The organism is Pseudomonas sp. PS1(2021) (genome assembly GCF_020405165.1).
Lineage (GTDB): Bacteria > Pseudomonadota > Gammaproteobacteria > Pseudomonadales > Pseudomonadaceae > Pseudomonas > Pseudomonas aeruginosa.
In genome coordinates this window covers 6,834,388-6,856,390 of the sequence record NZ_CP084484.1, presented here as the reverse complement: position 1 = coordinate 6,856,390, position 22,003 = coordinate 6,834,388, and the positions used below count along the sequence as shown (strand labels likewise).

The 22,003-nt window shown below is 58.7% G+C and carries 11 protein-coding genes, 6 tRNA genes, 3 rRNA genes and 1 pseudogene; all 21 read right to left on the bottom strand.

The window, feature by feature from the left end; genetic code table 11:
• Positions 1-56 precede the first annotated feature (56 nt).
• The 21 genes and pseudogenes from rpoC to LE197_RS32405 all read right to left on the bottom strand — a co-directional run bounded on the left by rpoC (position 57) and on the right by LE197_RS32405 (position 21,497).
• Positions 57-4,256, bottom strand: a complete 4,200-nt coding sequence (rpoC, locus tag LE197_RS32505; protein ID WP_226033795.1) for a DNA-directed RNA polymerase subunit beta' — start codon at positions 4,254-4,256, stop codon at positions 57-59.
• Positions 4,257-4,321: 65 nt separating this feature from the next.
• Positions 4,322-8,395 carry a DNA-directed RNA polymerase subunit beta gene (gene rpoB, locus LE197_RS32500; protein ID WP_003093746.1) on the bottom strand — a complete coding sequence of 1,358 codons (4,074 nt, stop codon included), beginning with the start codon at positions 8,393-8,395 and terminating at the stop codon, positions 4,322-4,324.
• Positions 8,396-8,616: 221 nt separating this feature from the next.
• Positions 8,617-8,985 carry a 50S ribosomal protein L7/L12 gene (rplL, locus tag LE197_RS32495; protein ID WP_003093747.1) on the bottom strand — a complete coding sequence of 123 codons (369 nt, stop codon included), beginning with the start codon at positions 8,983-8,985 and terminating at the stop codon, positions 8,617-8,619.
• Between the two features lie 78 nt (positions 8,986-9,063).
• A complete protein-coding gene (gene rplJ, locus LE197_RS32490; RefSeq protein ID WP_003093748.1) occupies positions 9,064-9,564 on the bottom strand; it encodes a 50S ribosomal protein L10 in 501 nt (166 codons plus the stop codon).
• Between the two features lie 198 nt (positions 9,565-9,762).
• Positions 9,763-10,458, bottom strand: coding sequence for a 50S ribosomal protein L1 (rplA, locus tag LE197_RS32485; protein ID WP_003093749.1), 696 nt, complete (start codon positions 10,456-10,458; stop codon positions 9,763-9,765).
• A complete protein-coding gene (rplK, locus tag LE197_RS32480) occupies positions 10,458-10,889 on the bottom strand; it encodes a 50S ribosomal protein L11 (RefSeq protein ID WP_003093751.1) in 432 nt (143 codons plus the stop codon). The genes rplA and rplK overlap by 1 nt, the downstream gene beginning before the upstream one ends.
• A gap of 116 nt (positions 10,890-11,005) precedes the next feature.
• Positions 11,006-11,539 (bottom strand): transcription termination/antitermination protein NusG, encoded by a 534-nt coding sequence (nusG, locus tag LE197_RS32475; protein WP_003108028.1) that lies wholly within the window; start codon positions 11,537-11,539, stop codon positions 11,006-11,008.
• 9 nt (positions 11,540-11,548) lie between these two features.
• Positions 11,549-11,917 (bottom strand): preprotein translocase subunit SecE, encoded by a 369-nt coding sequence (gene secE, locus LE197_RS32470; RefSeq protein WP_003108030.1) that lies wholly within the window; start codon positions 11,915-11,917, stop codon positions 11,549-11,551.
• 45 nt (positions 11,918-11,962) lie between these two features.
• Positions 11,963-12,038: transfer RNA gene (locus tag LE197_RS32465), tRNA-Trp, on the bottom strand.
• Positions 12,039-12,093: 55 nt separating this feature from the next.
• Positions 12,094-13,286 (bottom strand): annotated as a pseudogene (gene tuf / locus LE197_RS32460) (elongation factor Tu).
• Between the two features lie 84 nt (positions 13,287-13,370).
• Positions 13,371-13,446 (bottom strand) — tRNA-Thr (locus tag LE197_RS32455).
• Between the two features lie 19 nt (positions 13,447-13,465).
• Positions 13,466-13,539 (bottom strand) — tRNA-Gly (locus tag LE197_RS32450).
• 26 nt (positions 13,540-13,565) lie between these two features.
• Positions 13,566-13,650 (bottom strand) — tRNA-Tyr (locus tag LE197_RS32445).
• A 147-nt stretch (positions 13,651-13,797) separates the two neighbouring features.
• Positions 13,798-14,502 (bottom strand): SPOR domain-containing protein, encoded by a 705-nt coding sequence (locus LE197_RS32440; protein WP_042929836.1) that lies wholly within the window; start codon positions 14,500-14,502, stop codon positions 13,798-13,800.
• A gap of 8 nt (positions 14,503-14,510) precedes the next feature.
• Positions 14,511-15,257 carry a pantothenate kinase gene (locus LE197_RS32435; protein ID WP_010793479.1) on the bottom strand — a complete coding sequence of 249 codons (747 nt, stop codon included), beginning with the start codon at positions 15,255-15,257 and terminating at the stop codon, positions 14,511-14,513.
• The gene (gene birA / locus LE197_RS32430) at positions 15,254-16,192 is read right to left on the bottom strand and encodes a bifunctional biotin--[acetyl-CoA-carboxylase] ligase/biotin operon repressor BirA (protein ID WP_003117986.1); all 939 of its coding nucleotides are present in this window, start codon (positions 16,190-16,192) and stop codon (positions 15,254-15,256) included. Before birA ends, LE197_RS32435 begins: the two co-directional genes overlap by 4 nt.
• Positions 16,193-16,353: 161 nt before the next feature.
• A 5S ribosomal RNA gene (rrf, locus tag LE197_RS32425) occupies positions 16,354-16,469 on the bottom strand.
• Positions 16,470-16,612: 143 nt separating this feature from the next.
• Positions 16,613-19,494: ribosomal RNA gene (locus LE197_RS32420) — 23S ribosomal RNA — on the bottom strand.
• Positions 19,495-19,719: 225 nt separating this feature from the next.
• Positions 19,720-19,795: transfer RNA gene (locus LE197_RS32415), tRNA-Ala, on the bottom strand.
• A 28-nt stretch (positions 19,796-19,823) separates the two neighbouring features.
• Positions 19,824-19,900, bottom strand: a tRNA-Ile gene (locus LE197_RS32410).
• A gap of 64 nt (positions 19,901-19,964) precedes the next feature.
• Positions 19,965-21,497: ribosomal RNA gene (locus tag LE197_RS32405) — 16S ribosomal RNA — on the bottom strand.
• The 16S, 23S and 5S rRNA genes sit together here with 2 tRNA genes alongside, the layout of an rRNA operon.
• Between the last annotated feature and the right edge of the window lie 506 nt (positions 21,498-22,003).

The following is a 22,003-nucleotide window of genomic DNA, read 5'->3' as shown; positions in this document are numbered from 1 at the left end:
TACACCGTCAAGACAAAGCCCCGGCTATCGGGATAGCCGGGGCTTGTCGTTGATGCTTAGTTACCGCTCGAGTTCAGCGCTTCGGTCAGTGCGGCTTCCGCCTCGCTGGCACTCACACGCTGCGGCTTGCCGAGGTCGCGCTGACGCTTGCGCTCGCTGTGGTAAGCCAGACCGGTACCGGCCGGGATCAGGCGACCCACGACCACGTTCTCTTTCAGACCACGCAGGAAGTCGCGCTTGCCGGTGACCGCCGCCTCGGTGAGGACGCGGGTGGTCTCCTGGAACGACGCCGCGGAAATGAACGACTCGGTCGACAGGGAAGCCTTGGTGATACCCAGCAGAACGCGCTCGTACTTGGCCGGGAACTTGTCCTCGGTACCGAGCTGTTCGTTCTCTTCCAGCACCTGGGTGAGTTCCACCTGGTCGCCTTTGATGAAGCTGGAGTCGCCGGACTCGCTGACTTCGACCTTGCGCAGCATCTGACGCAGGATGGTCTCGATGTGCTTGTCGTTGATCTTCACGCCCTGCAGACGGTAGACGTCCTGGATCTCGTTGACGATGTACTTCGCCAGCGAGCTCACGCCCAGCAGGCGCAGGATGTCGTGCGGGTTGCTCGGACCGTCGGAGATGACTTCGCCGCGGTTCACCTGTTCGCCTTCGAACACGTTCAGGTGACGCCACTTCGGAATCAGCTCCTCGTACGGATCGCTGCCATCGTTCGGCGTGATGACCAGGCGGCGCTTGCCCTTGGTCTCCTTGCCGAAGGAGATGGTGCCGCTGATTTCCGCCAGGATCGAAGGCTCTTTCGGACGACGAGCCTCGAACAGGTCGGCAACGCGCGGCAGACCACCGGTGATGTCACGGGTCTTCGAGGTTTCCTGCGGGATACGCGCGACAACGTCACCGATGCTCACCTTGGCGCCGTCGGTCAGGTTGACCAGGGCGTTGGCCGGCAGGAAGTACTGCGCCGGTACGTCGGTACCCGGCAGCAGCAGGTCCTTGCCCGCGGCATCGATCAGCTTCACGGCCGGACGGATGTCCTTGCCGGCAGCCGGACGGTCCTTCGGATCCATCACTTCGATGTTGGTCAGGCCGGTCAGTTCGTCGGTCTGACGCTTGACAGTGATGCCCTCTTCCATGCCCACGAAGGCCACGGTACCGTCCACCTCGGTGACGATCGGGTGGGTGTGCGGGTCCCACTTGGCGACGATAGCGCCCGGGTCGACCTTGTCACCTTCCTTGACCGAGATCACCGCACCGTACGGCAGCTTGTAGCGCTCGCGCTCGCGACCGAAGTCGTCGGCAACCGCCAGTTCGCCGGAACGGGAAACCGCGACCAGCGCGCCGTCGGCACGAACCACATGCTTCAGGTTGTGCAGGCGGATGGTGCCGCCGTTCTTCACCTGGACGTTGTCGGCCGCGGAGGTCCGGCTGGCCGCACCACCGATGTGGAAGGTACGCATGGTCAGCTGGGTGCCCGGCTCACCGATGGACTGGGCAGCGATGACACCGACCGCCTCGCCGATGTTGACGCGATGGCCACGGGCCAGGTCGCGGCCGTAGCACATGGCGCAGATGCCATGACGGGTTTCGCAGGTGATCGGGGAACGCACCACCACTTCGTCGACGCTCATCACTTCGAGGAAGTCGACCCACTTCTCGTCGATCAGGGTGCCGGCCGGCACGATGACCTCGTCGCTGCCCGGCTTGAACACGTCGCGCGCGATCACACGGCCGAGCACGCGCTCGCCGAGCGGTTCGACCACGTCGCCGCCTTCGATGTGCGGCGACATCAGCAGGCCGTGCTCGGTACCGCAATCGATCTCGATCACTACCAGATCCTGGGCCACGTCGACCAGACGACGGGTCAGGTAACCGGAGTTCGCGGTCTTCAGCGCGGTATCCGCCAGACCCTTACGAGCACCGTGGGTGGAGATGAAGTACTGGAGTACGTTCAGGCCTTCCCGGAAGTTCGCGGTGATCGGGGTCTCGATGATCGAGCCGTCCGGCTTGGCCATCAGGCCACGCATACCTGCCAGCTGACGGATCTGGGCCGCGGAGCCCCGCGCACCCGAGTCAGCCATCATGTACATGGAGTTGAAGGACTCCTGGTCGACTTCCTTGCCCTCGCGATCGACGACCTTCTCTTTCGAGAGGTTGGCCATCATCGCCTTGGACACTTCGTCGTTGGCCTTCGACCACAGGTCGATCACCTTGTTGTACTTCTCGCCCTGGGTTACCAGGCCGGAGGCGTACTGGCTCTCGATCTCCTTCACTTCGTCGGTGGCGGCGTTGATGATCCGCGCCTTCTCGTCCGGGATGACGAAGTCGTTGACGCCGATGGACACGCCGGAAATGGTCGAGTAGGCGAAACCGGTGTACATCAGCTGGTCGGCGAAGATGACGGTGTCCTTCAGACCCACCACGCGATAGCAGTGGTTGATCAGCTTGGAGATCGCCTTCTTCTTCATCGACTGGTTGACCACGTCGAACGGCAGGCCGGCCGGAACGACCTGGAACAGCAGCGCGCGACCGACGGTGGTGTCGACGATACGGGTATTGGCGGTCAGTTGGCCGTCTTCACCCTTGATCTTTTCGTTGATGCGCACTTTTACGCGAGCGTGCAGGGACGCCTGGCCGCTGCGGTAGGCGCGGTCGACTTCCTGCAGGTCGGCGAAGGCCATGCCCTCGCCCTTCGCGTTGATCGCTTCACGGGTCATGTAGTACAGACCCATTACCACGTCCTGCGACGGAACGATGATCGGCTCGCCGTTGGCGGGCGACAGGATGTTGTTGGTGGACATCATCAGCGCGCGCGCTTCCAGCTGGGCCTCGAGGGTCAGCGGAACGTGGACGGCCATCTGGTCACCGTCGAAGTCGGCGTTGTACGCGGCGCAGACCAGCGGGTGCAGCTGGATCGCCTTGCCTTCGATGAGGACCGGCTCGAACGCCTGGATGCCCAGACGGTGCAGGGTCGGCGCACGGTTCAGGAGAACCGGATGCTCGCGGATGACTTCGGCGAGAACGTCCCAGACCTCGGGCAGCTCGCGCTCGACCATTTTCTTGGCGGCCTTGATGGTGGTGGCCATACCACGACCTTCCAGCTTGCCGAAAATGAACGGCTTGAACAGCTCCAGGGCCATCTTCTTCGGCAGACCGCACTGGTGCAGGCGCAGGGTCGGGCCCACGGTGATCACGGAACGACCGGAGTAGTCCACGCGCTTGCCGAGCAGGTTCTGACGGAAGCGACCTTGCTTGCCCTTGATCATGTCGGCCAGCGACTTCAGCGGACGCTTGTTCGAGCCGGTGATGGCGCGACCGCGACGGCCGTTGTCGAGCAGGGCGTCGACGGCTTCCTGCAGCATGCGCTTTTCGTTGCGCACGATGATGTCCGGAGCAGCCAGGTCGAGCAGGCGCTTCAGACGGTTGTTACGGTTGATCACCCGACGATACAGGTCGTTCAGGTCGGAAGTCGCGAAGCGACCGCCATCCAGCGGAACCAGCGGACGCAGGTCCGGCGGCAGCACCGGCAGGACGGTCAGGACCATCCACTCAGGCTTGTTGCCGGAGCCCTGGAAGGCTTCCATCAGCTTCAGGCGCTTGGACAGCTTCTTGATCTTGGTTTCCGAGTTGGTCTGCGGAATCTCTTCGCGCAGGCGGCCGATCTCGTGCTCCAGGTCGATGGCGTTGAGCAGTTCGTGAACGGCTTCGGCGCCCATGCGAGCATCGAAATCGTCACCGAACTCTTCGAGGGCCTCGAAGTATTGCTCGTCGTTCAGCAGCTGGCCCTTTTCCAGGGTGGTCATGCCCGGATCGATCACCACGTAGCTCTCGAAATAGAGCACGCGCTCGATATCGCGCAGGGTCATGTCCAGCAGCAGGCCGATACGGGACGGCAGCGACTTCAGGAACCAGATGTGGGCAACCGGCGAAGCCAGCTCGATGTGGCCCATGCGCTCGCGGCGCACCTTGGCCAGGGCGACTTCCACGCCGCACTTCTCGCAGATCACACCGCGGTGCTTGAGGCGCTTGTACTTGCCGCACAGGCACTCGTAATCCTTCACCGGGCCGAAGATCTTGGCGCAGAACAGGCCGTCGCGCTCCGGCTTGAAGGTACGGTAGTTGATGGTTTCCGGCTTTTTAACTTCGCCGAAAGACCAGGAACGAATCATCTCGGGCGAAGCCAGGCCAATACGGATGGCATCGAACTCTTCGATTTGACCCTGGTTTTTCAACAGATTAAGCAAGTCTTTCAAGGCCTTTCCTCCTCACGGACCCGGTGCGACCGGCCTTGACCAGCCGCACCGTCTAGCGTCACGTGTTATTCGGTTTCCAGTTCGATGTCGATGCCGAGCGAACGGATCTCTTTGATCAGAACGTTGAAGGACTCGGGCATGCCCGCCTCCATGCGGTGATCGCCGTCCACGATGTTCTTGTACATCTTGGTCCGGCCGTTCACGTCGTCCGACTTGACCGTCAGCATTTCCTGCAGGGTGTACGCCGCGCCATAGGCTTCCAGCGCCCACACCTCCATCTCACCGAAGCGCTGACCACCGAACTGTGCCTTACCACCCAGCGGCTGCTGGGTAACCAGGCTGTACGAGCCGGTGGAACGGGCGTGCATCTTGTCGTCCACCAGGTGGTTCAGCTTGAGCATGTACATGTAGCCGACGGTGGTCGGACGCTCGAACTGGTTGCCGGTACGGCCGTCGAACAGACGCATCTGGCCGCTTTCCGGCAGGTCGGCCAGCTTCAGCATGGCCTTGATCTCGCGTTCCTTGGCGCCATCGAACACCGGGGTCGCCATCGGTACGCCACCGCGCAGGTTCTTGGCCAGCGCGAGGATCTCGTTGTCGCCCAGCTCGTCGAGGTTTTCCTCGCGACCGCCGATCTCGTTGTAGATCTCGTGCAGGAACTTACGCAGTTCGGCGACCTTGCGCTGCTCTTCGAGCATGCGGTTGATCTTCTCGCCCAGCCCCTTGGCCGCGAGGCCCAGGTGGGTTTCGAGGATCTGACCGACGTTCATACGCGACGGTACGCCCAGCGGGTTGAGGACGATGTCGACCGGGGTGCCGTTGGCATCGTGCGGCATGTCTTCCACCGGCATGATCACCGAGACCACACCCTTGTTACCGTGACGGCCGGCCATCTTGTCGCCCGGCTGGATGCGACGCTTGATCGCCAGGTAGACCTTGACGATCTTCAGCACGCCCGGAGCCAGGTCGTCGCCCTGCTGCAGCTTGCGCTTCTTGTCCTCGAACTTGTCGTCCAGGAGCTGGCGACGATCGCTGATGTAGGCCTGGGCCTTCTCCAGCTGTTCGTTCAGGGCGTCGTCGGCCATGCGCAGCTTGAACCACTGGCCGCGCTCGAGACCGTCGAGGTAATCGTCGGTGATCTCCGTGCCCTTCTTCAGCGCCGGGCCACCTTCAGCCTTGGCACCGACCAGGGCGGCACGCAGACGCTCGAAGGTCGCGCCTTCGACGATGCGGAACTCTTCGTTCAGGTCCTTGCGGATCTGGTCGAGTTGCATCTTCTCGATGGACAGCGCGCGGGAATCGCGCTCGACGCCGTCGCGGGTGAAGACCTGAACGTCGATGACGGTACCCTTGGTGCCGGTCGGCACACGCAGGGAGGTGTCCTTCACGTCGGACGCCTTCTCACCGAAGATCGCGCGCAGCAGCTTCTCTTCCGGAGTCAGCTGGGTCTCGCCTTTCGGAGTGACCTTGCCGACCAGGATGTCGCCGGCCTGCACTTCGGCGCCGACGTAGACGATACCGGCTTCGTCCAGCTTGTTCAGCGCGGCCTCGCCCACGTTCGGGATGTCCGCGGTGATTTCCTCTGGGCCGAGCTTGGTGTCACGAGCGACGCAGGTCAGTTCCTGGATGTGGATCGTGGTGAAACGATCTTCCTGGACCACGCGCTCGGACAGGCAGATGGAGTCTTCGAAGTTGAAGCCGTTCCAGGGCATGAACGCTACGCGCATGTTCTGGCCCAGGGCCAGTTCGCCCATGTCGGTGGACGGACCGTCGGCCAGGATGTCGCCGCGCGCGACCACGTCACCCTTGCTCACCAGCGGACGCTGGTTGATGCAGGTGTTCTGGTTGGAACGGGTGTACTTGGTCAGGTTGTAGATGTCGACACCCGCTTCGCCGGTCTCGACTTCGTCATCCGCCACGCGAACCACGACACGGCTGGCATCGACCGAGTCGATCACACCGCCACGGCGAGCCACGACGCAGACGCCGGAGTCGCGCGCCACGTTGCGCTCCATGCCGGTACCCACCAGCGGCTTGTCGGCACGCAGGGTCGGCACGGCCTGACGCTGCATGTTCGAGCCCATGAGTGCGCGGTTGGCGTCATCGTGCTCGAGGAACGGAATCAGCGAGGCAGCGACGGAAACGACCTGCTTCGGCGAAACATCCATCAGGGTCACGTCTTCCGGCGCCTTCACGGTGAATTCGTTCAGGTGACGCACGGCCACCAGCTCGTCCACCAGTTGACCCTTCTCGTTGAGGGTCGCCGAAGCCTGGGCGATGACGTGGTCGGCTTCTTCGATCGCCGACAGGAACACGATCTCGTCGGTTACCAGGCTGTCCTTGACCACGCGGTACGGGCTCTCGAGGAAGCCGTACTTGTTGGTGCGGGCGTAGGTCGCCAGGGAGTTGATCAGACCGATGTTCGGACCTTCAGGGGTTTCGATCGGGCACACGCGGCCGTAGTGGGTCGGGTGTACGTCACGAACCTCGAAGCCCGCACGCTCACGGGTCAGACCGCCCGGGCCGAGCGCGGAGACGCGGCGCTTGTGGGTGATCTCGGAAAGCGGGTTGTTCTGGTCCATGAACTGCGACAGCTGGCTCGAACCGAAGAACTCCTTGATCGCGGCAGCCACCGGCTTGGCGTTGATCAGGTCCTGCGGCATCAGGCCTTCGCTTTCGGCCATGGACAGGCGTTCCTTGACCGCGCGCTCGACACGCACCAGGCCCACGCGGAACTGGTTCTCGGCCATTTCGCCGACGCAACGGACGCGACGGTTGCCCAGGTGGTCGATGTCATCGACGATGCCCTTGCCGTTACGGATGTCGACGAGGGTCTTGAGCACATCGATGATGTCTTCCTTGCTCAGGACGCCCGGACCTTCGATCTCGGTACGACCGATACGGCGGTTGAACTTCATCCGGCCTACGGCCGACAGGTCGTAACGCTCGGCGCTGAAGAACAGATTGCCGAACAGGGTCTCGGCAGCTTCCTTGGTCGGCGGCTCGCCCGGACGCATCATCCGGTAGATCTCGACCAGGGCTTCCAGCTGGTTGCTGGTGTTGTCGATCTTCAGGGTGTCGGAGATGAACGGACCGCAGTCGATGTCGTTGGTGTACAGGGTCTCGATGCGCACGACCTGGGCCTTGGCCACCTTGGCCAGGAGGTCGAGGGTCAGCTCGGTGTTGCACTCGGCGATGATCTCGCCGGTAGCCGGATGCACGATCGCCTTGGCGATGGTACGGCCGATCAGGTAGTCGAACGGCACTTCCAGCTGGCTCACGCCAGCCTTTTCCAGCTGGTTGATGTGGCGGGCAGTGATACGACGCCCCTGCTCCACGATCACCTTGCCGCTGCCATCCTTGATGTCGATGCTCGCGACTTCACCGCGCAGGCGCTGCGGGACCAGTTCCAGGTTCAGGGTCTCGCCCTTGATGTGGAAGACGTTGGTCGCGTAGAAGGCGTTGAGGATCTCTTCCGTGCTGTAGCCGAGCGCGCGCAGCAGTACCGAGGCCGGCAGCTTGCGGCGACGGTCGATACGGACGAACACGCAGTCCTTCGGATCGAACTCGAAGTCCAGCCAGGAACCGCGGTAAGGAATGATCCGCGCGGAGTACAGCAGCTTGCCGGAGCTGTGGGTCTTGCCACGGTCGTGGTCGAAGAACACGCCCGGGGAACGGTGCAGCTGGGAGACGATGACACGCTCGGTACCGTTGATGATGAAGGTACCGTTCTCGGTCATCAGGGGGATTTCCCCCATGTAGACTTCTTGTTCCTTGATGTCCTTGATCGCCTTGTTCGACGATTCGCGGTCGAAGATGATCAGGCGAACTTTCACGCGCAGCGGTACGGCGAAGGTCACGCCGCGCAGCACGCACTCCTTGACATCGAATGCCGGCTCACCCAGACGGTAGCCGACGTATTCCAGGGCAGCATTGCCGGAATAGCTGATAATCGGGAAAACGGACTTGAAGGCCGCGTGCAGACCGATATCGCGGAACTGCTCCTTGGTTGCGCCAGCCTGCAGGAATTCGCGATAGGAATCCAGCTGGATGGCCAGCAAATACGGCACATCCATGACGTCCGGCAACTTGCTAAAGTCCTTGCGGATACGTTTTTTCTCAGTGTATGAGTAAGCCATCAGCGTTCCCCAGCTTGGTCACCTGCTTGTTTGGCGTCTCCGACGGGAGCAGCCGGAAAATCTTGCAGACCCCTTGGCCTGCATTGCCCACTCGGGGCACTTTCACGTCTTGGGTGGAACGCCCGAGGCGAGTCCACCCAGAACGGAAAAAGGCCGGTGGCAAAAGCCACCAGCCATCAGCCTTTCGCTTGACGCTCGGGCTGTAGACGCAAGGTCGTCGCTTACTTGAGCTCGACTTTGGCGCCTGCTTCTTCCAGGGCTTTCTTGGCGGCTTCGGCTTCTTCTTTCGAAGCGCCTTCCTTCACCACGCCCGGAGCGCCGTCTACGACGGCCTTGGCTTCTTTCAGACCCAGACCGGTCAGTTCGCGAACGACCTTGATCACGTTCACTTTCTTGTCGCCAGCTTCGGCCAGGACGATGGTGAACTCGGTCTGCTCTTCGGCAGCGGCAGCAGCCGGGCCAGCAGCGGCAACGGTAGCGGCAGCAGCGGTAACGCCGAACTTCTCTTCCATCGCCTTGATCAGTTCGACCACTTGCATGACGGACATTTCGGATACGGCGTTGATGATGTCTTCGTTGGTCAGAGCCATGACTCTAATTCCTGTATTGGGGGACGGCCTGCGGCCATCGTATTAAACAAATAAGATTGAAAGCGCTTGCGAGCCGACTTAGGCGGCAGCAGCTTCTTTCTGGTCGCGAATGGCCGCCAGAGTACGAGCCAGCTTGCTGGTAGCGCCCTGAATCACGCTCATCAGCTGCGATACGGCTTCGTCGTAGGTCGGCAGGCTTGCCAGTACGTCGATCTGATTGGCTGCGAGGAACTGACCCTCGAAGGCAGCCGCCTTGATCTCGAACTTGTCCTGACCCTTGGCGAACTCACGGAAGATACGAGCGGCAGCGCCCGGATGTTCGTTGGAGAAAGCGATCAGGGTCGGGCCTTTGAACACGTCGTTGAGCACGTCGAACTGGGTGCCTTCAACGGCGCGCTTGAGCAGGGTGTTACGTACGACTTTCACGTACACACCAGCTTCGCGGGCCTCTTTACGGAGTCCGGTCATGGCGCCTACGGTCACGCCACGGGCATCGGCCACGACAGCGGACAGGGCAGCTTTGGCAGCCTCGTTGACTTCAGCGACGATGGCCTTCTTGTCTTCGAGTTTAATTGCCACGGGTTTACTCCTGGATGTTACCGTTTCGTCCAGCCGGGGCCGGACGTCGTTTTGGTGTCTGATTCGGTAACCGAATCGGGAGCACCATCTGCGTAGGCTTGTGGTTTAAGGCTTGCGCCACCTACGGTCTTGGATAGCCCCCGCCAGGCAGGGACCCCAATACCTGTGCAGCGGGCAGAACCCGCTGCACGATTTCACTTAGGCTTCCAGGGAAGCCAGGTCGATCTGCAGGCCCGGACCCATGGTGGTGCTCAGGGTCACGCGCTTGACGTACACGCCTTTCGACGAGGACGGCTTCAGGCGCTTCAGGTCAGCCAGCAGCGCTTCAACGTTCTGCTGCAGCTTGGCCGGCTCGAAATCGACCTTACCGACGGAGCTGTGGATGATGCCGTTCTTGTCGGTACGGAAACGTACCTGACCAGCCTTGGCATTCTTCACGGCGGTAGCGACGTCCGGAGTCACGGTGCCGACTTTCGGGTTCGGCATCAGACCACGCGGGCCGAGGATCTGGCCCAGCTGGCCGACGACACGCATGGCATCCGGGGAAGCGATGACGACGTCGTAGTTCAGGTCGCCGCCTTTCATTTCGGCAGCCAGCTCGTCCATGCCCACCTTGTCGGCGCCGGCAGCCAGAGCGGCTTCGGCAGCCGGCCCCTGGGTGAAGACGGCAACGCGGACGCTCTTGCCGGTGCCGTTCGGCAGGACGGTGGCGCCACGAACGACCTGGTCGGATTTACGCGGATCGACGCCGAGGTTCACGGCAACGTCCACGGACTCCTTGAACTTGATGGTGGACAGCTCGGCCAGCAGCTTGGCGGCCTCTTCGAAGCTGTACTGCTTGCCGGCAACTACTTTCTCGGCAATCGCCTTCTGGCGCTTGGTCAGCTTAGCCATTACACACCCTCCACGTTCAGGCCCATGCTGCGCGCGGAGCCAGCGATGGTACGTACAGCAGCGTCCAGATCAGCAGCGGTCAGGTCAGCCTGCTTGGTCTTGGCGATCTCTTCCAGCTGGGCACGGGTAACGGTGCCGACTTTCTGGGAGTTCGGACGAGCGGAGCCGCTGGTGATGCCAGCTGCTTTTTTCAGCAGGACGGCAGCCGGGGTGCTCTTGGTTTCGAAGGTGAAGCTACGGTCGCTGTAAACGGTGATGATCACAGGAGTCGGCAGGCCCGGCTCTTGGCCTTGGGTCTTGGCGTTGAACGCCTTGCAGAATTCCATGATGTTCACGCCGTGCTGACCCAGGGCAGGGCCGACCGGCGGCGACGGGTTGGCCTGACCGGCCTTTACTTGCAGCTTGATATAAGCCTGGATTTTCTTAGCCATTTGCTACTCCAAATTCGGGTACAAGCGCCTGAAGGCTCCCCGGTTGCTTTCGCGTTTATCCCAGTGACGACAAAACCCCGCAGCCTTGGGCTGCGGGGTGAGGGATGCGTTTTCAGCTAGACCTTTTCGACCTGACTGAACTCCAGCTCCACCGGGGTAGAGCGGCCAAAGATGAGCACGGCCACTTGGATCCGGCTCTTCTCGTAGTTAACTTCTTCGACGACACCATTGAAGTCGGCGAAAGGACCATCGATGACACGAACGGTCTCGCCCGGCTCGAACAGGGTCTTCGGCTTGGGCTTGTCGCCGCTATCGGCCACGCGACGCAGGATTGCATCAGCCTCACGATCGGTGATCGGAGCCGGCTTGTCGGCAGTCCCGCCGATGAAGCCCATGACACGCGGGGTATCCTTCACCAGGTGCCAGGTACCTTCGTTCATTTCCATCTGAACCAGCACATAGCCAGGGAAGAATTTGCGCTCGCTCTTGCGCTTCTGGCCGTTCCGCATCTCCACCACTTCTTCGGTGGGAACCAGAATCTCGCCGAACTCTTCTTCCATGCCAGCAAGCTTGACACGCTCGATCAGCGAGCGCATGACATGCTTCTCGTAGCCCGAGTATGCATGCACAACGTACCAACGCTTAGCCACGGCGCACCCTTAACCTACAATCATGGAAACCAACCAACCCAGCAGGGAATCGAGCCCCCACAGCAGCAGCGCCATTACCAGCACTACCGCGACCACGATCAGCGTGGTCTGAGTTGTTTCTTGACGACTCGGCCATACGACCTTGCGAATCTCGACGCGCGCTTCCTTAGCAAGACTAAAGAAGGCCTGCCCCTTGGCCGTTTGCAGAGCCAGGAAGGCAGCGATCACCGCCAGAACGAGAATACCGAGAACGCGATACAGGATTGGTTGAGCCGAAAAGTACTGATTGCCCACAACGGCAACCACAACCAGAACGGCAACCAAGAGCCATTTCAAGAGATCAAAACGTGATTCTTTGGCTTCTGCCTTGGCATTCATCTGTTAGGAATCTCGTGAAGAAAAGCCAGATTTACTTGGGAAATCTGGCAGGCCAGGAGGGAATCGAACCCCCAACCTGCGGTTTTGGAGACCGCCGCTCTGCCAATTGAGCTACTGGCCTGAAGCAAAATCAGGCCGACCATTATGCCGGCCTGAGAGGGGAAGATCAACCGATATTATTCGATGATCTTGGCAACCACGCCGGCGCCAACGGTACGGCCGCCTTCGCGGATCGCGAAGCGCAGGCCATCTTCCATGGCGATCGGAGCGATCAGGGTGACAACCATCTTGATGTTGTCGCCCGGCATTACCATCTCTACGCCTTCCGGCAGCTCGCAGTTACCGGTCACGTCGGTGGTACGGAAGTAGAACTGCGGACGGTAGCCCTTGAAGAACGGGGTGTGACGACCACCTTCTTCCTTGACAGCACGTACACTTCGCACTCGAACTTGGTGTGCGGCTTGATGGTGCCCGGCTTGGCCAGCACCTGGCCACGCTCTACGTCTTCACGCTTGGTGCCACGCAGCAGGATACCAACGTTCTCACCAGCACGACCTTCGTCGAGCAGCTTGCGGAACATTTCAACGCCGGTGCAGGTGGTCTTGGTGGTCGCCTTGATGCCGACGATTTCCACTTCTTCCTGAACCTTGATGATGCCGCGCTCTACACGACCGGTTACCACGGTACCGCGGCCGGAGATCGAGAACACGTCTTCGATCGGCATCAGGAACGGCTGATCGATGGCACGAACCGGCTCCGGAATGTAGGAATCCAGGGTCTCTACCAGCTTCTGCACGGCGCTTACGCCGATGCCATTGTCATCCTTGCCTTCCAGCGCCATCAGCGCGGAACCGATGATGATCGGAGTGTCGTCGCCCGGGAAGTCGTAGGTGTTCAGCAGATCGCGAACTTCCATCTCGACCAGTTCCAGCAGCTCGGCGTCGTCAACCATGTCGGCCTTGTTCAGGAACACGACGATGTAGGGAACGCCTACCTGGCGGGACAGCAGGATGTGCTCGCGGGTCTGCGGCATGGGGCCGTCGGCAGCCGAGCAAACCAGGATCGCGCCGTCCATCTGGGCAGCACCGGTGATCATGTTCTTCACGTAGTCGGCGTGACCGGGGCAGTCAACGTGGGCGTAGTGACGAACAGCGGAATCGTATTCAACGTGCGAGGTGTTGATGGTGATACCGCGGGCCTTTTCTTCCGGCGCGTTGTCGATCTGATCGAAAGCACGAGCGGAACCACCCCAGGTGTCGGAGCAGACCTTGGTCAGTGCAGCGGTCAGAGTGGTCTTGCCATGGTCAACGTGACCGATGGTGCCGACGTTGACGTGCGGCTTGTTCCGTTCAAATTTTTCTTTAGCCATGGAGACCATCCCCTTCAAGGAATTGAGCGGATCACGCTACCATTAGAACAAGGGCAGATATTTTCATATCTGCCCCTGGATAAATGGAGCTCATGAGCGGATTTGAACCGCTGACCTCACCCTTACCAAGGGTGTGCTCTACCAACTGAGCTACATGAGCGAAACACAAGCAACTTGACTGGAGCGGGTAGCGGGAATCGAACCCGCATCATCAGCTTGGAAGGCTGAGGTTCTACCACTGAACTATACCCGCGGAGCCCGAAGCTCACGCTTTTAAACTGGTGGAGGGAGAAGGATTCGAACCTTCGAAGTCTATGACGTCAGATTTACAGTCTGATCCCTTTGGCCACTCGGGAATCCCTCCAAACTGGTGGGCGGCATTCTCTACGTCTGCCACCTTGCTGTCAAGAGTTTTCTCTTAAAAAACCTGAACTTAGGTTTCAACAGCAACTTCATGGTAGGAGTCTTTCAGCCTTCCCCCTGCGAAGCGGGCGCCATTCTATGCAAACCATCAGGGGGATGCAACACCTTTGCACGACATTATTTGATGCTGCAATCCCTTGAAGTCCCGAGCCAGCTCCTGGAGCAGTTGCTCATCCACCAGACGCCGGCTGCCGGGTGCCACCCTTACCCAGAACTCACGCTGCCCGCGGGGCAATTCCTTCAGCTCCGCCTCGTAACCTGCCGTCTTGAGACGGGCCTGCGCACTTTCAGCCGAATCCCGCGCGGAAAACATCCCCAAAGAAATGCCATTGGCCAGCACTCCCTCGCCAATCAGGTAGCTGTCGATATTGCGCGCCTGAAGCTCCTTCAACTGACGAAGCGCAGCCTCCCGCGAGGCTAGCGGAGGAAGATAGACCCAGTAATCGACGCTCATCTCCCCACGGGCCTCGACCTCCGCCTCGATATCCAGGCCCAGCAGGCGCTGCTGCAACCTTCGGGCATCCGCCTCCTCACCGCCTCCGCCAAGATAGAGACAGGCCGACTCGGATGCGATCGACTCTTCGGCAGCCGGAGGCACACTCGGCGCCGGCACCTGCGATCCCGAGCGCGCCCTGGAAGCAAGGTTGCTCTCGGCCAACAGCAGAATGTTCTTCTGCCCATCCTTATAGAGTTCCAGCGGTGCGATTTCCTTGGCCCGTAGCGGGGATTGCTGCTGGTGCCAGACGTAGTAGAAGACGTTCAGGGCTAGGAGAAACAGGAAGAACCAGCGCATAGATCCTCTCACTCAATCGGGCAAGCCAGTGCCAGCCCTACGAAAACCAGGTCCGGCATGATCCGGGCGCCAGCCAGTTCGTCGCGAACCAGTTCGGCATCCCCACCCGTCAGGAATATTTCACAATCCGGACCGAGCAGCTCGCACGCCATGGCGTACTGCTCACGAACGAACCCCCTGAGCATGAGCAGACAACCCCGCTCAACCGCCTCGGCCGTGGCCTGCCCTGGCTGGAGACTGGCAAGCGCCCGACGGGCCTCTGCATCGTCGTAGCGGATACGTCGGGTATGGGTGCGCAACTGGCTTCTCATCAGGGTCATGCCCGGGCATATGTAGCCCCCCAGATGCACTCCATCCGCCGCGACCAGGTCAGAGGTGACCGCGGTCCCCAGATCGATGACCAGGCAGGCCTTCTTAGCCAGATGATGAGCCGCGACGAGGGCCAGCCAGCGGTCGAGCCCCAGGCGCTGGTAATCGAGATAGCCGTTGCGCACACCCGCCAACTGCTTGCCGGATGATGCAACCAGCGCCGAAACCGGGAACAGCTGCTCCAACCGTGCGACCAGTTGCGAGGTTTCCTGCTCGCTGCGAACGCTCACCAGGCGACAGGCTCGCACTGGCAGCGCTTGCTGCGACGTTAACTGTTCGACCAGGGCATCATCGGACTCCGCAAGGCCACCGGCGATCGACCGCGCCGCCCCCTCGATGACCCGCCACTTGATCAGCGAGTTTCCACAGTCGAGCTCAAGAATCATTGACGCAACCTCAAACTAAGCTCCCCTCCACTGAACCCCTGCTCCACGCCATCCACCTCGAGACGCAGCGCTCCTCGGCTATCGACACCCAGCACACGACCCTCGATGGAACTCAGAGCAGTCGAGAGAATGACCTGGGCACCCTGCCAGAGATTGCAGGACTCCCACTCCTCGCGACTTGCAGCAAAGCCTTCGCGCGAATGCCTATCGAGATAATCGGCCAACTGCCGATTGAGAGCAGAAAGCAGCCGCGAACGATCCACCAGCTCCCCCAGCGCTTCGCGCAGGGAGGTCCAAGGCTGGCCGATATCAGTGGCGGTCTTCATGTTGACGTTGATCCCTATGCCGATAACGACATGACACAGATCCGCGGGGTCGCCACTCAGCTCCAGGAGAATTCCGGCGATCTTCTTGCCTCCCTGCAGAAGGTCGTTCGGCCACTTCAACCCGGCATCCCGGACGCCCAAAGACTCCAGGGCCCGGAGCACCGCGAGACCGACAACCAGGCTCAACCCTTCGAGCTCCCGAGCGCCCCCCCTGACAGTAATGGCCAGAGAATAATAGAGGTTCTCTCCATAGGGACTGACCCAGGCTCGGCCGCGACGTCCACGCCCGGCAGTCTGCTGCTCGGCGACGATAACGAAAGGCGTCGAGGCTCCAGCCGCGAGCCTGCGCATGGCCTCGCTATTGGTCGAATCGACGGTGGGCATGATCTCGACCGGCCAGAGGCTGTCGATCTTCCGCGGATCCAGGAGACTGAGGGGACTCGCCAGGCGGTAACCCCGGCCACGCACCTTGTGGAACTGCAGGCCATGTTCAGCCTCCAGGTGCTGCAAGCGTTTCCAGACTGCACTGCGACTGATGCCCAGTACTGCCCCCAACTCCTCACCGGAGTGGAATCGCCCGTCTTGAAGTAGTTTCAGCAAGGTCTGCATAGACGCCCCACACTAGCCAGGCACGCATCATATAGAGGCACTTGCGCTTTGCCTACGAAAAGCCCTGCCGTATAGCTGCCTTTTCCCCGGATTTTCGCAGACTTTTCCGCGCGCAAAAGCAAAACCCCCGGTCATCGCTGACCAGGGGTTTTGGGATAGGAGCTTGACGATGACCTACTCTCACATGGGGAGACCCCACACTACCATCGGCGATGCGTCGTTTCACTTCTGAGTTCGGGAAGGGATCAGGTGGTTCCAACGCTCTATGATCGTCAAGCAATTCGGTTGGATATCCGTTCGCTTGGGCTTACGTCTATCCGGATTCAGGTATGTGATTTCAAGGTGTTTGCGGTTCATGCGAACTTTCGGTTCGTCGACTTCACCTTACAACACACAATCGTCAGATTGTTTGGGTGTTATATGGTCAAGCCTCACGGGCAATTAGTACTGGTTAGCTCAACGCCTCACAACGCTTACACACCCAGCCTATCAACGTCGTAGTCTTCGACGGCCCTTCAGGGAATCAAGTTCCCAGTGAGATCTCATCTTGAGGCAAGTTTCCCGCTTAGATGCTTTCAGCGGTTATCTTTTCCGAACATAGCTACCCGGCAATGCCACTGGCGTGACAACCGGAACACCAGAGGTTCGTCCACTCCGGTCCTCTCGTACTAGGAGCAGCCCTCTCAAATCTCAAACGTCCACGGCAGATAGGGACCGAACTGTCTCACGACGTTCTAAACCCAGCTCGCGTACCACTTTAAATGGCGAACAGCCATACCCTTGGGACCGGCTTCAGCCCCAGGATGTGATGAGCCGACATCGAGGTGCCAAACACCGCCGTCGATATGAACTCTTGGGCGGTATCAGCCTGTTATCCCCGGAGTACCTTTTATCCGTTGAGCGATGGCCCTTCCATACAGAACCACCGGATCACTAAGACCTACTTTCGTACCTGCTCGACGTGTCTGTCTCGCAGTCAAGCGCGCTTTTGCCTTTATACTCTGCGACCGATTTCCGACCGGTCTGAGCGCACCTTCGTACTCCTCCGTTACTCTTTAGGAGGAGACCGCCCCAGTCAAACTGCCCACCATACACTGTCCTCGATCCGGATTACGGACCAGAGTTAGAACCTCAAGCATGCCAGGGTGGTATTTCAAGGATGGCTCCACGCGAACTGGCGTCCACGCTTCAAAGCCTCCCACCTATCCTACACAAGCAGGCTCAAAGTCCAGTGCAAAGCTACAGTAAAGGTTCACGGGGTCTTTCCGTCTAGCCGCGGATACACTGCATCTTCACAGCGATTTCAATTTCACTGAGTCTCGGGTGGAGACAGCGCCGCCATCGTTACGCCATTCGTGCAGGTCGGAACTTACCCGACAAGGAATTTCGCTACCTTAGGACCGTTATAGTTACGGCCGCCGTTTACCGGGGCTTCGATCAAGAGCTTCGCTTGCGCTAACCCCATCAATTAACCTTCCGGCACCGGGCAGGCGTCACACCCTATACGTCCACTTTCGTGTTTGCAGAGTGCTGTGTTTTTAATAAACAGTCGCAGCGGCCTGGTATCTTCGACCAGCCAGAGCTTACGGAGTAAATCCTTCACCCTAGCCGGCGCACCTTCTCCCGAAGTTACGGTGCCATTTTGCCTAGTTCCTTCACCCGAGTTCTCTCAAGCGCCTTGGTATTCTCTACCCGACCACCTGTGTCGGTTTGGGGTACGGTTCCTGGTTACCTGAAGCTTAGAAGCTTTTCTTGGAAGCATGGCATCAACCACTTCGTCATCTAAAAGACGACTCGTCATCAGCTCTCGGCCTTGAAACCCCGGATTTACCTAAGATTTCAGCCTACCACCTTAAACTTGGACAACCAACGCCAAGCTGGCCTAGCCTTCTCCGTCCCTCCATCGCAGTAACCAGAAGTACAGGAATATTAACCTGTTTCCCATCGACTACGCTTTTCAGCCTCGCCTTAGGAACCGACTAACCCTGCGTCGATTAACGTTGCGCAGGAACCCTTGGTCTTTCGGCGTGGGTGTTTTTCACACCCATTGTCGTTACTCATGTCAGCATTCGCACTTCTGATACCTCCAGCAAGCTTCTCAACTCACCTTCACAGGCTTACAGAACGCTCCTCTACCGCGTCACTTACGTGACACCCGCAGCTTCGGTGTGTGGTTTGAGCCCCGTTACATCTTCCGCGCAGGCCGACTCGACTAGTGAGCTATTACGCTTTCTTTAAAGGATGGCTGCTTCTAAGCCAACCTCCTAGCTGTCTAAGCCTTCCCACATCGTTTACCACTTAACCACAACTTTGGGACCTTAGCTGGCGGTCTGGGTTGTTTCCCTTTTCACGACGGACGTTAGCACCCGCCGTGTGTCTCCCATGCTCGGCACTTCTGGGTATTCGGAGTTTGCATCGGTTTGGTAAGTCGGGATGACCCCTAGCCGAAACAGTGCTCTACCCCCAGAGTGATACATGAGGCGCTACCTAAATAGCTTTCGAGGAGAACCAGCTATCTCCGAGCTTGATTAGCCTTTCACTCCGATCCACAAGTCATCCCCTACCTTTTCAACGGGAGTGGGTTCGGTCCTCCAGTCAGTGTTACCTAACCTTCAACCTGCTCATGGATAGATCGCCCGGTTTCGGGTCTATACCCAGCGACTAAACGCCCTATTAAGACTCGCTTTCGCTACGCCTACCCTATACGGTTAAGCTTGCCACTGAATATAAGTCGCTGACCCATTATACAAAGGTACGCAGTCACCTAACAAGTAGGCTCCCACTGCTTGTACGCATACGGTTTCAGGTTCTATTTCACTCCCTCTCCGGGGTTCTTTTCGCCTTTCCCTCACGGTACTGGTTCACTATCGGTCAGTCAGTAGTATTTAGCCTTGGAGGATGGTCCCCCATGTTCAGACAAAGTTTCTCGTGCTCCGTCCTACTCGATTTCACTTCAAAGATCCTTTCGCGTACGGGGCTATCACCCACTATGGCCGCACTTTCCAGAGCGTTCCGCTAAAATCAATGAAGCTTAAGGGCTAATCCCCGTTCGCTCGCCACTACTAAGGGAATCTCGGTTGATTTCTTTTCCTCAGGGTACTTAGATGTTTCAGTTCCCCTGTTCGCCTCTTGCACCTATGGATTCAGTACAAGATACCTAGGTTATCCTAGGTGGGTTCCCCATTCAGAGATCTCCGGATCAAAGTCTGTTTGCCGACTCCCCGAAGCTTTTCGCAGGCTACCACGTCTTTCATCGCCTCTGACTGCCAAGGCATCCACCGTATGCGCTTCTTCACTTGACCATATAACCCCAAGCAATCTGGTTATACTGTGAAGACGACATTCGCCGAAAATTCGCGCTTGAACTCGCAAATTTTACCTTGACTTGAATGATCACCAGTGAAAGAGATCATTCAGTCTTACTTCTATCACACACCCGAATTTTTAAAGAACAGTTCTGGTGCAAAGACCAGAAATCAATGTTCATCCACGAACATTCATTTCTGAGCTTTCGACGATTGTTTGGATGGTGGAGCCAAGGAGGATCGAACTCCTGACCTCCTGCGTGCAAAGCAGGCGCTCTCCCAGCTGAGCTATGGCCCCGTATCGGATCACGCAGCACACCAACAATTGGTGGGTCTGGGCAGATTCGAACTGCCGACCTCACCCTTATCAGGGGTGCGCTCTAACCAACTGAGCTACAGACCCAATCGTCTAACCAGTGAATCAAGCAATTCGTGTGGGAGCTTATGAAGAAGCTGAGATCTTCGATTAAGGAGGTGATCCAGCCGCAGGTTCCCCTACGGCTACCTTGTTACGACTTCACCCCAGTCATGAATCACTCCGTGGTAACCGTCCCCTTGCGGTTAGACTAGCTACTTCTGGAGCAACCCACTCCCATGGTGTGACGGGCGGTGTGTACAAGGCCCGGGAACGTATTCACCGTGACATTCTGATTCACGATTACTAGCGATTCCGACTTCACGCAGTCGAGTTGCAGACTGCGATCCGGACTACGATCGGTTTTATGGGATTAGCTCCACCTCGCGGCTTGGCAACCCTTTGTACCGACCATTGTAGCACGTGTGTAGCCCTGGCCGTAAGGGCCATGATGACTTGACGTCATCCCCACCTTCCTCCGGTTTGTCACCGGCAGTCTCCTTAGAGTGCCCACCCGAGGTGCTGGTAACTAAGGACAAGGGTTGCGCTCGTTACGGGACTTAACCCAACATCTCACGACACGAGCTGACGACAGCCATGCAGCACCTGTGTCTGAGTTCCCGAAGGCACCAATCCATCTCTGGAAAGTTCTCAGCATGTCAAGGCCAGGTAAGGTTCTTCGCGTTGCTTCGAATTAAACCACATGCTCCACCGCTTGTGCGGGCCCCCGTCAATTCATTTGAGTTTTAACCTTGCGGCCGTACTCCCCAGGCGGTCGACTTATCGCGTTAGCTGCGCCACTAAGATCTCAAGGATCCCAACGGCTAGTCGACATCGTTTACGGCGTGGACTACCAGGGTATCTAATCCTGTTTGCTCCCCACGCTTTCGCACCTCAGTGTCAGTATCAGTCCAGGTGGTCGCCTTCGCCACTGGTGTTCCTTCCTATATCTACGCATTTCACCGCTACACAGGAAATTCCACCACCCTCTACCGTACTCTAGCTCAGTAGTTTTGGATGCAGTTCCCAGGTTGAGCCCGGGGATTTCACATCCAACTTGCTGAACCACCTACGCGCGCTTTACGCCCAGTAATTCCGATTAACGCTTGCACCCTTCGTATTACCGCGGCTGCTGGCACGAAGTTAGCCGGTGCTTATTCTGTTGGTAACGTCAAAACAGCAAGGTATTAACTTACTGCCCTTCCTCCCAACTTAAAGTGCTTTACAATCCGAAGACCTTCTTCACACACGCGGCATGGCTGGATCAGGCTTTCGCCCATTGTCCAATATTCCCCACTGCTGCCTCCCGTAGGAGTCTGGACCGTGTCTCAGTTCCAGTGTGACTGATCATCCTCTCAGACCAGTTACGGATCGTCGCCTTGGTAGGCCTTTACCCCACCAACTAGCTAATCCGACCTAGGCTCATCTGATAGCGTGAGGTCCGAAGATCCCCACTTTCTCCCTCAGGACGTATGCGGTATTAGCGCCCGTTTCCGGACGTTATCCCCACTACCAGGCAGATTCCTAGGCATTACTCACCCGTCCGCCGCTGAATCCAGGAGCAAGCTCCCTTCATCCGCTCGACTTGCATGTGTTAGGCCTGCCGCCAGCGTTCAATCTGAGCCATGATCAAACTCTTCAGTTCAATACTGCTTGGGTTTTGAGAAAACCCTAAACTTGGCTCAGCAATCGCATTCTCTTAAAAAGAGATAAAACTCTCGAATTCACGAGTATTACTTGCGTTGCTGATAATCTTGCGATCACCAGTCTTACATCACAAGCACCCACACGAATTGCTTGATTCGACTTGTTAAAGAGCAGTTGGTCAAGGCTTTCGTCTCAACCGAGGCCGCGCATTCTACAGCAACCTCTCGTTCCGTCAAGCGTTATTTTCGAAAATTTTCTTTTCTACTCAACCGCTTGCGCCGACCTTCAAACCATCTTCCGATCAGCGGGAGGCGCATTCTACAGCGTTCAAATTCGCTGTCAAGCACCTCGGTGAAGCTTCGTTTCGAGCCCCTTTCGGGACCGAACCGCTGCGGCGAACAACCTGCCTAAGCGCTTCACCACCCCTGGGAGAGAATCCGTAAATCCTTGATTTTCAAGCATTTACTCTTCGTCGTCGCCGGGAGTGGTGCGCATTATAGGGAG